Annotated in this window: 11 protein-coding genes; 5 read left to right on the top strand and 6 right to left on the bottom strand. The window is 46.3% G+C overall.

The features are described from left to right. Positions 1 to 90: 90 nt before the first annotated feature. The 4 genes from C9991_RS04805 to C9991_RS04790 all read right to left on the bottom strand — a co-directional run bounded on the left by C9991_RS04805 (position 91) and on the right by C9991_RS04790 (position 7,033). Positions 91 to 2,835 (bottom strand): 4-alpha-glucanotransferase, encoded by a 2,745-nt coding sequence (locus C9991_RS04805; RefSeq protein WP_106811432.1) that lies wholly within the window; start codon positions 2,833 to 2,835, stop codon positions 91 to 93. Positions 2,836 to 3,107: 272 nt separating this feature from the next. Continuing rightward, positions 3,108 to 4,811 carry a M6 family metalloprotease domain-containing protein gene (locus tag C9991_RS04800; RefSeq protein ID WP_106811431.1) on the bottom strand — a complete coding sequence of 568 codons (1,704 nt, stop codon included), beginning with the start codon at positions 4,809 to 4,811 and terminating at the stop codon, positions 3,108 to 3,110. A gap of 20 nt (positions 4,812 to 4,831) precedes the next feature. Further along, a complete protein-coding gene (locus tag C9991_RS04795; RefSeq protein WP_106811430.1) occupies positions 4,832 to 6,031 on the bottom strand; it encodes a GH25 family lysozyme in 1,200 nt (399 codons plus the stop codon). 24 nt (positions 6,032 to 6,055) lie between these two features. Continuing rightward, complete coding sequence (locus C9991_RS04790; RefSeq protein ID WP_106811429.1) at positions 6,056 to 7,033, bottom strand: hypothetical protein; 978 nt, start codon at positions 7,031 to 7,033, stop codon at positions 6,056 to 6,058. Between the two features lie 135 nt (positions 7,034 to 7,168). Here C9991_RS04790 and C9991_RS04785 point away from each other — a divergent pair, with 135 nt between their 5' ends. The 5 genes from C9991_RS04785 to C9991_RS04765 all read left to right on the top strand — a co-directional run bounded on the left by C9991_RS04785 (position 7,169) and on the right by C9991_RS04765 (position 12,104). After that, positions 7,169 to 7,846, top strand: coding sequence for a PASTA domain-containing protein (locus C9991_RS04785; RefSeq protein ID WP_106811428.1), 678 nt, complete (start codon positions 7,169 to 7,171; stop codon positions 7,844 to 7,846). An 11-nt stretch (positions 7,847 to 7,857) separates the two neighbouring features. Further along, complete coding sequence (locus C9991_RS04780) at positions 7,858 to 8,958, top strand: RluA family pseudouridine synthase (protein WP_106811427.1); 1,101 nt, start codon at positions 7,858 to 7,860, stop codon at positions 8,956 to 8,958. Positions 8,959 to 8,983: 25 nt separating this feature from the next. Next, on the top strand, positions 8,984 to 9,988 hold the full coding sequence (locus C9991_RS04775; RefSeq protein WP_106811752.1) for a D-alanine--D-alanine ligase: 1,005 nt from the start codon (positions 8,984 to 8,986) through the stop codon (positions 9,986 to 9,988). A gap of 201 nt (positions 9,989 to 10,189) precedes the next feature. Further along, positions 10,190 to 11,338 carry a 1-acyl-sn-glycerol-3-phosphate acyltransferase gene (locus C9991_RS04770; RefSeq protein WP_106811426.1) on the top strand — a complete coding sequence of 383 codons (1,149 nt, stop codon included), beginning with the start codon at positions 10,190 to 10,192 and terminating at the stop codon, positions 11,336 to 11,338. Positions 11,339 to 11,387: 49 nt separating this feature from the next. Beyond that, on the top strand, positions 11,388 to 12,104 hold the full coding sequence (locus tag C9991_RS04765) for a NigD1/NigD2 family lipoprotein (RefSeq protein WP_157949363.1): 717 nt from the start codon (positions 11,388 to 11,390) through the stop codon (positions 12,102 to 12,104). Positions 12,105 to 12,130: 26 nt separating this feature from the next. Here the strand turns inward: C9991_RS04765 and C9991_RS04760 are convergent, their stop codons facing one another. Both C9991_RS04760 and C9991_RS04755 read right to left on the bottom strand, forming a co-directional pair. Next, entirely contained in the window at positions 12,131 to 13,318 is a 1,188-nt protein-coding gene (locus C9991_RS04760; RefSeq protein ID WP_106811424.1) for a hypothetical protein, read from the bottom strand. Positions 13,319 to 13,371: 53 nt separating this feature from the next. Then, complete coding sequence (locus C9991_RS04755; protein ID WP_106811423.1) at positions 13,372 to 14,550, bottom strand: hypothetical protein; 1,179 nt, start codon at positions 14,548 to 14,550, stop codon at positions 13,372 to 13,374. Between the last annotated feature and the right edge of the window lies 1 nt (position 14,551).

The following is a 14,551-nucleotide window of genomic DNA, read 5'->3' as shown; positions in this document are numbered from 1 at the left end:
CCCTCAACCCCTCCCCATATGGAGGGGAGCTGTATGTTTTGTGGATTGAGGAAAAGGCTATGATTTATTTATTAACTAATTGATTATATATTACTTTCTTCCTGCCTCATCCACAAGTTCCTTAACCTGGTCGTTGTAGTCGCGGTCGGCAAGAAGCTGCTCTATCGTCATGTGCATGCGATAGCGCCAGTAATGTTTAGGATTGGCTGGAATGTTTATACGTTCGGCGTTGGCATCGGCAAGGCGTATACGCTCGTCAATTGCAAACCAATCTTGTAATGATAAGATGCACAGCATTGATGGCGATGTAAGCTGACGCGACACTATATCGCGTGCAAGCCAACCCGGCAGCGGATGAGGAGCGGCGCCACCACGATAGAGCATGCTGTTGTAATACTTCTGCGTGCGGTCATAGTCCTCGTCCCACCACTGACGCAGCGTAGGCATATCGTGGGTTGACAATGTACATACCGAGCGGTATGGATTGCGCGAGAGATGTCCAAACTCTACACTTGGATCCTTAGGCATCGACTGAAGCTCAAGACTTAGTATGCGCAATTCGTTCATTACCCATTGTACACAGTCGGGCACCATACCAAGGTCTTCGGCGCATACAAGCATGCGTGTAGCTTGCGAGAGCAATGGAAGTTTCTTCATAGCCTCACGATACCAGAAGTCGTTGTTGCGACGATAGAAGTAGTCGTTGTACAGGCGGTTGAATGCATCCTTGTCGTTCTGCCACAAAGCCTCATACATAAAGTTGAGCTGGGCTGTGATGCGTGGATGGAACATATTAGGATTCTGGCGGTCGCGCACAAAGAGCACATCCTCAACCATTGCATAGAGTCCGTCGCGCAACCATATGTCCTTGTCTGTGGTCTTACCCTCAAAGGCAGCCTCTATCTTGCGCTCGGTGTCATACTCAGGTTTCAAAGAGAATATGTTGTCGTGATCATGCTGCAAATATTTCTCCTTCACCTCTTCGGCATGTTCCTTAAACACACGGTCAATCACCCAGTCGGCTATGAACGGCTTGGTAAACAACTCCTCCTGGAAGTTGAGCCCATAGCCCTGTATCTCATCACGGCTCATGGCAAGAGCCGGTTGGAACTGGCCAAGCAATCCGTGTACACAATCGGTAGGTATTGCCCATATACGGAAGAATCCAAGCACATGGTCGATGCGGTAGGCATCAAAGTATTGCTGCATATTCTGGAAGCGACGCACCCACCACTGACAACCGTCTGCAATCATGCGCTCCCAGTTGTATGTAGGAAATCCCCAGTTCTGTCCATTTACCGAGAATGCATCTGGTGGAGCACCGGCTTGCGAGTCGAGATGGAAGTATTCTGGCTCGTGCCATACATCACAACCGTTGCGGTTTACACCGATAGGAATATCGCCCTTAAGTATTACGCCACGTGCACGTGCATAATCATGAGCAGAGCGCATCTGGCGGTCGAGCACATACTGCACATAATAGAAGAACGCAACATCCTCGAATGCCTTATTTTGCGGATTAGACAAAGCATCGCGATCGGCTTCATTCCACTGGTTGTGGTCCTCCCACTTATCAAATTCGCATGTGCCGTTCTTGTCGCGCAGATAGCAATACTGTGCATAGGGTACAAGCCAATGGTTTGTAGCTTTGAAGAACGACTTAAAATCCTCAGATTCAAGAACCTTCTTGCCTTCCTGCTTGAACAACATTTGCAGGTATTTTATCTTAGCGTTGTTCACACGCTCATAGTCAATCTGTGGCAAGGCATTAAGTTCCTCGCGCAACATCTCAAAACGGTCAGCCTCAACCTTGTCATCTATAGCTGGCAACTGGCGTAGGTCACAGTACTGCGGATGCAATGCAAAGACGCTGATGCAAGAATATGGATACGAATCTGTCCATGTATGTGTGGATGTAGAGTCGTTGATAGGCAATACCTGAAGCAAACGCTGGTGTGTCTTTGCCACCCAGTCAATCATCAGCTTAAGGTCACCAAAGTCGCCTACACCAAAGCTACCTTCCGAACGGAGCGAGAACACTGGAATAAGTGTTCCGGCTACCTTCTCGTCGTAAAGGGCAAAGAAGGCTTGATCAAGAGCAATGCTGCGAAGTTCGCCTTGCTTTAAAGGCTCAACGGCGAGAATACGGTTGTTGCAAGTTTCCCACTCTATCTCGTTCTTGTCGCCAATGGCAACAAACTTAAACTCAATTTCTGAACTATCATCATAAGCCTTCTTGCTGCCACGCTTAGATGTGGCAAACAGAAGCGATGCATCTATGTCGACATACCACTCGTTGTGGCTATGCTCTGTCATAGGCAACGACTTGGATAAATCCCAGTCTCCTAATGCTGCCTGTGCTCCAACAAGATGCAAGCGCATACCAGAGCGCAACTGCGGAGCACGCACCACAAGACGTAAGGTTGTGGCATAGTTTGTAGACTGTGCTGGTATTTGGGCACGACGGTTTACACAGTCGGTAAATGCCGAGCTGTACATATAAGTATCGCCTGGGAAGTCGGTCCATCTGTCATTCACTTCGTACGTGTTTGCCTTGGCTGCAGTAAGGTCAAGACGATGCATCACGGTTTTCCACTCCGAACACTTTATTCCACGAATACCACGCACACTATAGAAATAGTCGTAGCGTGAGGCATCCTTCGAATCAAGAGTTGTGTCTAATGTCCATGTTGCGCCGTCGTGTGTGGTCATGGCAAGCACCTTAAACTGACTCATGTCTAGTGCCAAATTATCGTCCTCAGGCGATGGGGCGATATTCAGCAATAGTTCGTCACCATACGTGGTATGGTATGGCAATTTGAATTTAATGTTCATATAGATATATTGAGTATTTTTAGATTGTAAATTAAATATCTACGCACCATTGTGCGTATACGTTATTAGGAGTTTTTATTGTATTTCGGATACAAAATTAGGAAAAAAATTGCTTTCGTGTTATAAATCAAGATGCAAAATAACGAATTTCGATGAAAACGTTTGCATATAAGGCTAAAAAAAACAACAATTATATAGGTAAGTCTGTACTAAATAGCTACTTATAGAGTCAACAGTTAAGTGGTACGGCTTGTAGCCGTACCACGCTAATATCACTTCACAACCTTACGTCCTCCAACAATGTACAAGCCGTGCGGCATATCATTGATGTCGGTGCCAAGCAATGTTCCATCAATAGAGAAAACACGACTGTCGGCAGTCTTGTTGTCGATTGTTCTCAACGACACTATACCTGTCAGGTTCCTATTGTCAACGATATTGTTGTCGTCGCCACCCTTTACAAGAAAACTTACAGTGCCATCATCATTACGTGTTATCTCGGTAATGGGCTTACCCATGAACGAGGTTCCCTTCTTCGAGTCGTTACTGTTCCACAGCATTGCTGCTGGTGCAGACGTATCGGTCAATTTATTATTTATTACCGAGCCAGTCTTTGTATTGACATAAGGATAAAGGTCGCCACGTATCTTAGACACCACATTGTTAGTAGCCTCATTGTCGGCATGGAATATCGTCATGCGCTGATGGTCTTTTCCGGTGGCATTTACATTATTTGATGTCCAGCGGCTCTTGAGATAATCTACATGCGTTATCATCAATCCCTTGCCAAAGAGTTTGCAGTCCCAACCTGTCTTTTGACGGTTCTCAAAGAGATAGTACTCATCGGGATTGTTATCATTATACATAATAAATGGACGTCCATAGTCGGTAGACGACTGCATTGACTTTATCGTAGCAGCCTTGTCAAGAACTATAGGCTCTACCCATCCAGCATATATACGCTCCCATGCAGTGAAGTTGGGCGGTGTGAATCCTTCGCCAAGGTAGTTGCCGTTCGACAATAGGTCGTAATAACCCATACCATACTGCTTCTGTCCGTTAGTGTCGTAGGTATCGGGAAATCCAAGACAGTGAGAGAACTCATGGCATATAGTACCAATGCCTGATGCACGTGTATCACCCGTATATCCATCCTTGTTTAGTACACCCAGCAATTCACTGGCACATGCATATCGGTCTATCGAGCCAGTGCTGTAAGTAAGTTTGCCGCCACGATTGCGCATATAGTACATATGCGCCCAAATGGTATTAGGGTCATCAGATGCATTCTCGCCCAATCCTGCATATAGATAGAACACTTGGTCGGCAATACCGTCGCCATCCCAATCATAGTCGGCAAGGTTTACTTTTGGAGCTGCCATATCCGAAGCCTCTTTAAGCATCTCGCCCATCTTGACATCTTTTGTCGATGATGTGTTGGCACCATAATAGGCATATCCCTTGCTTACGCAAACTGGACCTATTACATCGAAGGTAAGGTCGAACTGCCCATTGCTTTGAGCATTGTAATAATCGTGAACAGAACCTATGTACCCCTCGTCGTTTGTAAAACCCGACTGATTAGCAATAGCATCGTAGTAGGCATGGTCGTGAGCCTTGTCAAACTTCTTGTCGGCAAACTCGACAAGAATGATAAGGCCTTTCTTCGTTCCTGTATAAGTGATGTGGTCGCCACCTATGCCACCCTTAACCAATGGTGCACGCATTATGCTGGCTTTGTGTTGAAGAGTATCAAAGTTGGCATCAACAAAACACTTGCCATCATCAGATAGAGTATATCGCTTGCCGTCGGCAGTCTCCCACCAACTCAAGAACTCATCACCCTGCAACTCAGCAGTTATAACATTGCCATTGGTTGTAGGTAAGGTCTTCTTAAATCCCGGCATCACCGGAGCAGCGAAAGAGGTGGCTGCTGCTATGAGCAAAGCCACAAGAAAGGTTAGTCTTTTTTTCATATGTATTTTGTTTATATGTTTTACTTTATGCACTCTCTTGACAAGAATTCGTTGTACTCGTTGCGGTAACCGTTGAACACGTTAATGTCTACCTCAAGACGTATACCACTGACTCGTCCATCAGGACATAGCTGCCAATACACCAAGTGTACATCGGGCTTGTACTCGCCGTAACGGGCTATCCAAATGTTGTAGTCGCGCTTCAAGTCGGGAGCCAAAGACAGGTAACGGTTAACGAAACTCTGTGATATGTAAAGCACTGGCTTAGTGCCTGTATGCTCGCCTACCATACGCAGCCATGTGCGCACAGCACGAAATAGAGCATCAGGTCCACCCATTGCCTTTATCTGCTGATGCGTAGGTTCCACATCAAGCACGGGTGGAAGGTCGCCCTTACGGAATATGGAGTTCTTAATAAAGAATCTTGCTTGTGCCGATGCCGGTGTGCGTGTAGAGAAAAAGTGATAGGCTCCAACCTTTATTCCACGTCCACGTGCTGAAAGGTAGTCGGCCCGATAGTAGCGGTTGCGGATTGATGTACCCTCGGTCGACTTGATATAACAGAACGACACAGGATAGTCTACCTTTCCTGTAACATGCTTGCGCGATATGTTGCCTAAATGCGATATACGTATCTTGCTCCAGTCAATTGGATAGTGTCGGCGACCTTTGTCATGCTGAAAGCGTGATATATCGATACCGTATATACGGTCTGCGGTATATTCAAGTCGTTCGCCAAGGAATCGGTCGGCACGCCATTCGCCAGCACGCACATGTCGCTTGCTTGTTATGTCAAAGCCAAAACCAGTGCGCTTGCCATCCTTCCAGCTTCCAACATACAGATTGCGGTTGGGATCGGCAAACGAACCATGTCCTTGTGCTATAGCATCTTGGTTCATCTCACCCGAATAGGTACCAGTAGAGTCGGTCCATGTTCCACTTACAAGTGTGTCTGCACGCCATATTCCTACAATGCGATGATGCAAAGAGTCGTGACTTACACCCTTGCCACAACGCTTGCCCATACGCCACTCGCCTGCATAAACTATGCTGTCGCCTATAGACAGTTGTCCGTAACCGTCATACTTACCATCCTTTATACCGCCACGATATGTAGTGTTGCCGTTGCGCACCACGGCTTGACCATCGGTTGCAATGTCGCGGCAAGCGGTTATAGCGAGCAGTAAGACTAATAAGTATGTTGTTTTTAAGAATTTCATTTTAATGATAGGTTTGTTTTTTGTTTACCAATCTCTAACAATCGAGCCACCTGCCACAATACCCACAAACTGTCCCTTAGTTGTGAAAACTGGCGACCCATCTGACACAAGCACCCTCGGCAAATCGTGTCTAAATCCGCTTATACGTCTACCTGGAATAACAAGAGGCTGAATAGTGTCACAATCGAGTCCGCTTTCGCCCAAACCAGGATAACCAACAGCACGTATATCGCGCTCTTTGTCGCAGCTCCAAGGCAACATATGTAGAGGTGTTACACCGTCGGGAGTAGACGTATCGACTGTCTGTAACGTCATTGTGTGATGTTTCTTTCCTGTTGAAACAATGTTGAGTGGAGTGCGCACTACATGTCCGCTATCGTTGCGGTAGACTGCCGTATAGCTTACAACTGTACGCAGTGCCAAATGATGTTTGCCTACCGACGTAATGCTGTCGAGCAAATGTCTTGCACGCAACACGTCATTGTATGACGTACCAACGCGAGAAGCTATACCGGCTATGGTCTGATAGCCATTGTCTTGCACTCCGTGCACACGCAGATAATAGTTTAGTTCGGATTGTTGCGAGCGCAACCTATTAGCCTGATCGACTATTGAGGCACGGCATAGTAGCACAATGGTAGAATCGTCCTTAACCTTAGGCAGCTGTTGCACTGCATGGTAAGCGGTGACAATACGCCCTCTGCACCAAGGTATGGCTGTATAACCATTAAGCCAACAGCCTGCCATACGATGTCTATGCACTGCCGAATCGCGATTGGCAGTAACCCCAAGCAACACAGTATCGCCCTGGGCACCTTCAAAGTAGAGCAGAGGTTTGCCGTCTACACACACCTCATGCCATACCTTCTGTTCTACAACCACAGTGCTGCGAAGCAATGAGCTGGCAGATGGTGGTACAAGCATCCATACCACAAAGCCAACAATCAGCAGCACAACAAACAGCAGGATGCCTATAAATATTTTCTTGCCTATATATTTCATAATGTAGTAAGCCTTTGCATTTTCGTGCGAAATTACAAAATATATCGTTACGGCGACGCTTTTTTATCCTATTTTTTTGTATATTCCGATGTTAATCGTAACTTTGCAAGATAGCAAAATACGAAAACCCAAAGTATGAATCTATCTGATTTCTTCAGGAAATTCAAAAGCCGCTACCTCATTGGCAATATATGCGCCATGATAGCGGTAGTGGTAGTGGCATGTATCGGCGTTAAATACGGCCTTGACATATACACTCACCACGGTGAGTCCATATCTATTCCCGACGTGCGCAAAAAGACATTTGAGGATGCCCGCTACCTGCTTGAGCAGTCGGGACTGCAAATAGTGGTAAGCGATACGGGATACGTACGCAATCTTCAGCCGGGCTGCATTCTTGAGCAGACACCCGAGCCAGGCGACCATGTGAAGTCGGGACATATTGTATATGTTATTGTCAATGCTTCGCACACGCCTACACTAACTATACCCGACATTATTGACAACAGTTCACTGCGTGAGGCTATGGCCAAATTGTCGGCTATGGGCTTCAAACTTACACAACCCGAATATATCGACGGTGAGAAAGACTGGGTATACGGCATAACTGTTAAGGGCAGGCACTTAGTAGCAGGCAATAAGGTATCGATAGATGATTGGGTTACGATACAAGTAGGCAACGGACAGCGCGACTCTACAGAAGACATCGACTACATAGACACACCCTACCCTGCCGAGGAAGGCATAATAGAGAATGAGGGTGGTGATGTGGATGAATTCAAAGAGGTGCAAGGCCCGATTAATGACCAATAGATTATCGAATTATGACAGAACAGATACAGGATATAGAAGAATTTGACAACGAGCTGGATACAGCCGAACTGAACGATGCCGATGAGAACGGCCAACTATACGAGCATTTCCGCTTTGTAGCCGACCCAGGCATGGCTCCTTTGCGTGTAGACAAGTTTATGTGCGAGAAGTTGCCACACTCGTCACGCAACCGTATACAGACAGCTGCCGACTCGGGATTTGTACATGTTGGAGGCCGACCGGTAAAGAGCAACTATAAGGTGCGACCTGGAGATGTGGTTACACTTATGCTCGACCGACCACGACACGATACAAGTATTGTGGCAGAGGATATACCTATTAATATTGTATACGAGGACAACGACCTTATGGTAGTAAACAAGGAGGCTGGCATGGTGGTGCATCCAGGTGCAGGCAACTTTACTGGTACTCTTGTTAATGCCATTGCATGGCATCTGCGCGACCTAAAGAGTTACGATCCTAACGACCCTGAAGTGGGCTTGGTTCACCGCATCGACAAAGACACAAGCGGACTGCTCGTAATAGCAAAGACTCCACATGCAAAGAGCGAGCTTGGATTGCAGTTCTTTAATAAGACTACACACCGATCGTATAACGCTCTTGTTTGGGGCAACCTATCCGAAGACGAAGGACGCATAGAGGGCAATATTGCACGCGATCCTAAAGACAGATTGCGCATGACTGTAATGTCGCCCGACTCGGGTATTGGCAAGGAGGCTGTAACCCATTGGCGTGTGCTTGAGCGTTTTGGCTATGTAACACTTATTGAATGTAGACTCGAGACCGGACGCACACACCAAATACGTGCACATATGAAGCATATCGGACATCCGCTATTTGGCGACGAAAGATACGGAGGCATGGAGATATTGCGTGGCGAACGATCTGCCACATACAAGGCTTTCATACAAAACTGCTTCAAGATATGCCCGCGCCAGGCTCTGCACGCACGCACACTGGGCTTTGTACATCCTACAACAAAGAAGCAGATGGACTTTACAAGCGATTGGCCTGAAGACCTTACCAAGCTTGTTGAGAAATGGCGCGGATATATAGGCGGAACAACCCGCGACACATTCAACAATGAATAATATATACTCATTATATAATAAGATAATGGAAACATTAAAACGTAACATTGCCATCGTATGCGGTGGCGATTCATCAGAACATGACGTGTCTATACGCTCGGCACAGGGTATCTACTCTTTCTTCGACAAGGAGCGCTACAACGTTTATCTTGTAGTGGTAAAAACCGGACAAGACTGGCACGTAAACCTTCCTGACGGAAATACCGCCAAGATTGACAAGAACGACTTTTCGTTCGTACATGACGGCAAGGCTGTAGTCTTCGACTATGCCTATATTACCATACATGGCACACCGGGCGAAAACGGTGTTATGCAAGGCTACTTCGAGCTGTTGCACATTCCTTACAGCACATCGGGTGTACTTGTAGAGGCTATGACCTTCGACAAGTATGTGCTAAACAACTACCTGCGTGGTTGGGGCATAAACGTTGCCAAGAGCTTGCTCTTGCGCCGTGGCGAGGAAGAAAAGTATAGCGAAGAGTTTATCGAGAAAGAGATTGGCATGCCTTGCTTTGTAAAGCCTGCTGCCGATGGTTCAAGCTTCGGAGTGTCTAAGGTTAAGAATGCCGACCAGTTGGCTCCTGCCTTGCGTGTTGCATTTATGGAAAGCGACGAGGTGATGATTGAGAAGTATCTTAAGGGTACAGAGATTTCAATTGGTTGCTACAAGACTAAGACCAAGAGCGTGGTGTTCCCTGCTACTGAGGTTGTTACCGAGAACGAGTTCTTCGACTACAATGCCAAGTACAACGGACAGGTACAAGAGATAACCCCGGCTCGCATAAACCCAGACACCGCAAAGCGTGTTGCCGAGGAAGTTAGCCGCATATACGACATTCTTCACTGCAACGGCATCATCCGTATCGACTTCATCATTACCAAGGATAATGAGGGCAACGATGTGCTAAACATGCTTGAGATTAACACCACACCGGGTATGACGCCTACAAGCTTTATACCACAGCAGGTGCGCGCAGCAGGTCTCGACATCAAGGATGTAATGACAGACATCGTTGAGAACCAGTTTTAAAGAATTAGGAGTTAAGAATTAGGAATTAGGAATTGTTGCGGCAGAGCCGCAATGTTGAATTAAAAATTAAGAATTAGGAGTTGGTTTATCAACTCAAAATTCATGAATTCAAAATGCGCAAAGCGCACAATCTCCAATTCCTAATTCCTAACTCGTAACTCCTAATTCGTAATTCCTAACTCCTAATTCGTAATTCAGAACATGGATATTCATCAGTTTGACGCCATTCGACCTTTCGAGTCAACAGAGTTGCCCGAAGTGTTCGACCGATTGTTGCAGAACGAACAGTTCTTGCAGGTTCTTGCCTATCTTTATCCTGGAGTGCCCAAGGAGGCAATAGGCATGAAGATGCATCAGTGTCGCACAAACCTTGACTTCCAAAAGGCTTTCTGCTATGATTTCCTTAAGAATCTGTTGGCTAAGGCAAGCCTTGGTATCAGTTCCGACTTCAGCAGCATAGACATTAAGAAGCGCCATACCTTCGTGAGCAATCACCGAGACATTGTACTCGACTCGGCATTGCTGCATGTTGAGTTGATTGACGCGGGCAGCGATACTACAACCGAGATTGCCATTGGCGACAACTTGCTTAAATTGCCATGGGTTAAGGACATAGTACGCCTAAACAAGTCGTTCATCGTAGAACGCAGCCTGCCTATGCGACAAATGCTCATGTCTTCAAAGCGACTGTCCGACTATATGCACTTCGTAATTGCCGAGAAAAACGACAATATATGGATTGCACAACGTGAGGGACGTGCCAAGAACTCAGACGACCGTACACAGGAAGCTATACTAAAGATGATGACAATGGGTGGCGAAGGCAATATAGCCGAACGCCTTAAGGCCTTACACATTGTGCCACTTGCTATAAGCTACGAGTTTGATCCGTGCGACTGGCTAAAAGCACGCGAGATGCAGTTGAGACGTGATGTGGCTAACTGGAAGAAGGGATCTATGGACGATGTTATCAGCATGAAGACTGGTATTATGGGCTATAAGGGACATATACACTACCAATGCGCTCCATGTATTGACGAGTGGATTGACTCGCTGCCAGCTGATATGTCCAAGAACGATTTCTATGCTGCCGTGGCTAAACACATCGACCACGAGATATGGCGTGGCTACCACTTGTATCCATCCAACTATGTGGCTCTCGACCTTCTGCGTGGCAACAACAATATGGCAAGCCATTATACAGAAGCCGACCGCATGGCATTCGAGAAATATTTGAAAGGTCAGTTGGCTAAAATCAATGATCTGCCAAATGCCGACACTGCTTTCTTACGTGAGCGTATGCTGGAGATGTATGCCAACCCGGCTATCAACCAGATGAGCGTTATCTAATGAAAGATATTTCCAACAATAATACCCTATATATATAAATATGTATAGAATGGACAATACTTTATACAAGGAATCGCGCCACAGAAGCCTATCTACTTCTGCGACGCGATTCGCGTTTAAGGCTTTACTCTTGATGGCCTTAATAGGCATGGCTTCGTGCCAAAACGAGGGCTACGACACGGGCGATAGTGAATACTCGTACATAACAGCCGAACTGGCTTTGCTGCACACCAACAGCAACAAGGCTGTGGCATATGCCACACTCGACGATGGATCAAGCTTGCAGTTTGCAAGCAAATTCACAACCAAGTGGACTGACAAGGCAGACACAGTGTATCGTGCCCTACTCTACTATGACAAGGCTCTTGACGGCAGCACAACAGTCAAAGCACGTGGCGTGACACAAGTGCCAGTAATAGGTGTAGTAAAACAAGAAGATGTAAAGAATATGTGTACCGATCCTCTTGGTATCGAGAGTGTGTGGATAGCCAAAAACAAGACATTCATCAATTTGTCGCTGTTGCTTAAGTCGGGCACAACAGAGAGCGACAACCGTCAATCGATTGGTCTTGTTGAGCTGTCGCGCTCGGTAGATGCAGACAATAGAAAAAGGGTGGTATTGCAGGTATATCACGACCAAGGAAGCGTGCCACAATACTACACCGTACAGCAATATGCCAGCATTGACCTAACAAAGCTTGATGCCGACATAGTGGAAATACAAGCTAATACGTATAACGGAGTTAAAAGGTTTGTTGTAGAATAAACCTTTTAACTCCGTTATTTTTTTATTTATTCGGCAAGTGTCTTGAACGGAACAACCTGCACATCTGTGGTTACACCTGAATCGTAGCCACATACAATGAGGACGTATTCGGTGTTGGAACTGCCAACTTCCTTCTTGCCCTCATAGCTGCCAGTAACAGTATAGTTGTCGGCATAACCGCTATACGACACACGCAGAATCTCGCCGGCAGCCTTTACAGCATCGTTGTCGTTATTGCTAAGGGACTTGTCCCATGCTGCCTTAGGCTGAGCCTCAACAATGTAAGGGTCGTTGTTGGATGCTGTAACCTTAACATCGCAACCATTCGAGTAGGTTTTTACCACCTCGCAAGAAAGAACATTGTCCGAAGGGGTTACGTCGTCGGTTGTGAATTTAATCTCATACACGTCGGTAGTGCAATTGCCGTCGGCATTCATGCCATAGCAATAAGCATAGTATACGGTGTTAGGCGTAAGATTGCCCTGAGTGATGTCTCGAGCATCCTTAGAGACAGTACCCTTTACAAGAATCTGACCGAGGAAGAAGTCGAGGTCATAGTCAGCCGACTCGGCGCAATACTTAAGATACTCAAGGTCCGACTTCTGTATGCTGCCATACTGGTCGATCATCTGCTCACGACTTGACTCTGGTACCACAAAATAGTAGTAGGTCATGGTGTTGTCCTTCGGTGTGAAGGTTACGGTAGCAGATGTCTTGGTTACATCGGTAACATTGATGGTAAAGAGGTCCTTGGCAGCCGATTTAGTTGTGGCAGAAGCCTTGGAGATGCCAGCAGGCACACCATCCTTGTCAAACAACAATGCGTAGAAATAATAGGTTGTACCAGCATCGAGGTTAGGGATACGCAAGAACTTTGACTCGTCAAACTCGTCGTTGTACTTAGACTTGATAGCCATGCGCACCTCTTTATCAGTACCTTTAAGTTCCTCTTTGGTTACACACATAAGCCAGTACTTGCAACCATCAGGCATATCAAAAGCCACATCCAGAGAGTTCTGCTGCACGTTGCTTATCTCTATATCCATGCTCAGCGGTGTAATCTCCTCGAATGTGATGTCCTTGATATCCTTGCTGAGAATAGGTGTTGTAATACCGTCGGATGTAAATATCTTTATGACGTTGTCGCTGACTTCCTGCGCAAACGACATTACCGACATAAGTGCGGCAATCGTCAACAATAGCAATTTCTTCATATTAACTTTTTCGTTGTATATTTATTGTTTATGATAAGTGTCGCTGTATAGGCTTAGAAACCGCCTTCAGGCAACACGAAGTCGATTATTGTAGGCTCGGTAGTAGGCGCTCCATTATCATCGATGCCTATGCCAATGGCATAATATTTCTGTCCGCCCTTGTTTGGCGAGAACTCCCAATCCTGGCTGCCACTCTTGCCATAGTTAGAGTAGTCGGTACCACTATTGAGCAACCACTTTACAAGGTCGCCTGACTGGATATGCGCATCGGCACCAGCCGCGCTCTGCACATTCACAATATACTTGTCGCTATTGCTTACATCGGCAGTAATGACAACATTGCGCCAAGCATTGGTCTTCAATGTAAGCTTAATCTTGTTGTCTGAAGGAACAGGAGCAAGGGTTCTTACCTTTGTTGTCTGTATAGGTGTAACTAGTTCGCCATCCTTTGTCACACCGAAAGTAATGATAACCTGGTCGGCATCCCACAGCAATGTCTTCTGTGTATTATAGTCGACCTCCGAATCGTATGTACCTTTCTTGGCATCATATTTTATCTGCTGCTGCCATGTCTCGCCATACATATTGCCCATAGCCTTCCAGTATTTAACAAAGTGCTGGAACACGTCGCCGTTGTTCTCGCCTTCATTACACCATGTGTTGTACATGTCCATACCTGTGGTCTGCACTACATACTGCACATTGTCATCCTTGGGTGTAACAACATAGTCGAGCGTTGTGGTAGTAATATTCTTGGCATTGACAACAAACGGATCGTCGGCTGTCTTGCCAGTTGTAAGTTTCAATGAAGACACCTCGCTTGCAATGCCGTTGTCGTCGTAAGCCAAGGCATAAACAACATAATCGGTCTCTGGGGTAAGGAAATCGAAAGCCTTCTTGTACGAATCGTAAGCCTCTACCGTAGCATTGGCCTCAATGTAAGCCTTAGGATCCTCAATGGTCTGGCTTGCTGGAACGCAAACTGCCTTCACCTTGCTGGCATTGGCTTCGATATCGATATTTACACCAAGAGATGTAGACGTGACGTATCTCTGGCTAAGCTTGGCTTGAACCTTTCCAAGCTTTGCAAACTTGATGGCCTCAACCTCGTCGGTAATTACGCTAAGCTTGGTGCCGTTCTTCATGTTAATCTTAAGCTTGTATGCAGGCGACTGCGCCATTGCCGCCATACCCTGGCAGGCGGCTAACAAAAGGAGTAGATATTTCTTCATG

It is taken from the genome of Prevotella merdae (assembly GCF_900290275.1).
Taxonomy (GTDB): Bacteria; Bacteroidota; Bacteroidia; order Bacteroidales; family Bacteroidaceae; genus Prevotella; species Prevotella merdae.
The sequence above is the reverse complement of the archived record's forward strand: the minus strand, read 5'-3'. Positions and strand labels throughout refer to the sequence as shown.

Coding starts and splice junctions, on each gene's coding strand:
- C9991_RS04790 (WP_106811429.1), bottom strand. CDS start 7,033: ATGAAATATATAGGCAAGAAAATATTTATAGGCATCCTGCTGTTTGTT.
- C9991_RS04770 (WP_106811426.1), top strand. CDS start 10,190: ATGGATATTCATCAGTTTGACGCCATTCGACCTTTCGAGTCAACAGAG.
- C9991_RS04785 (WP_106811428.1), top strand. CDS start 7,169: ATGAATCTATCTGATTTCTTCAGGAAATTCAAAAGCCGCTACCTCATT.
- C9991_RS04800 (WP_106811431.1), bottom strand. CDS start 4,811: ATGAAAAAAAGACTAACCTTTCTTGTGGCTTTGCTCATAGCAGCAGCC.
- C9991_RS04780 (WP_106811427.1), top strand. CDS start 7,858: ATGACAGAACAGATACAGGATATAGAAGAATTTGACAACGAGCTGGAT.
- C9991_RS04765 (WP_157949363.1), top strand. CDS start 11,388: ATGGACAATACTTTATACAAGGAATCGCGCCACAGAAGCCTATCTACT.
- C9991_RS04805 (WP_106811432.1), bottom strand. CDS start 2,835: ATGAACATTAAATTCAAATTGCCATACCATACCACGTATGGTGACGAA.
- C9991_RS04755 (WP_106811423.1), bottom strand. CDS start 14,550: ATGAAGAAATATCTACTCCTTTTGTTAGCCGCCTGCCAGGGTATGGCG.
- C9991_RS04775 (WP_106811752.1), top strand. CDS start 8,984: ATGGAAACATTAAAACGTAACATTGCCATCGTATGCGGTGGCGATTCA.
- C9991_RS04760 (WP_106811424.1), bottom strand. CDS start 13,318: ATGAAGAAATTGCTATTGTTGACGATTGCCGCACTTATGTCGGTAATG.
- C9991_RS04795 (WP_106811430.1), bottom strand. CDS start 6,031: ATGAAATTCTTAAAAACAACATACTTATTAGTCTTACTGCTCGCTATA.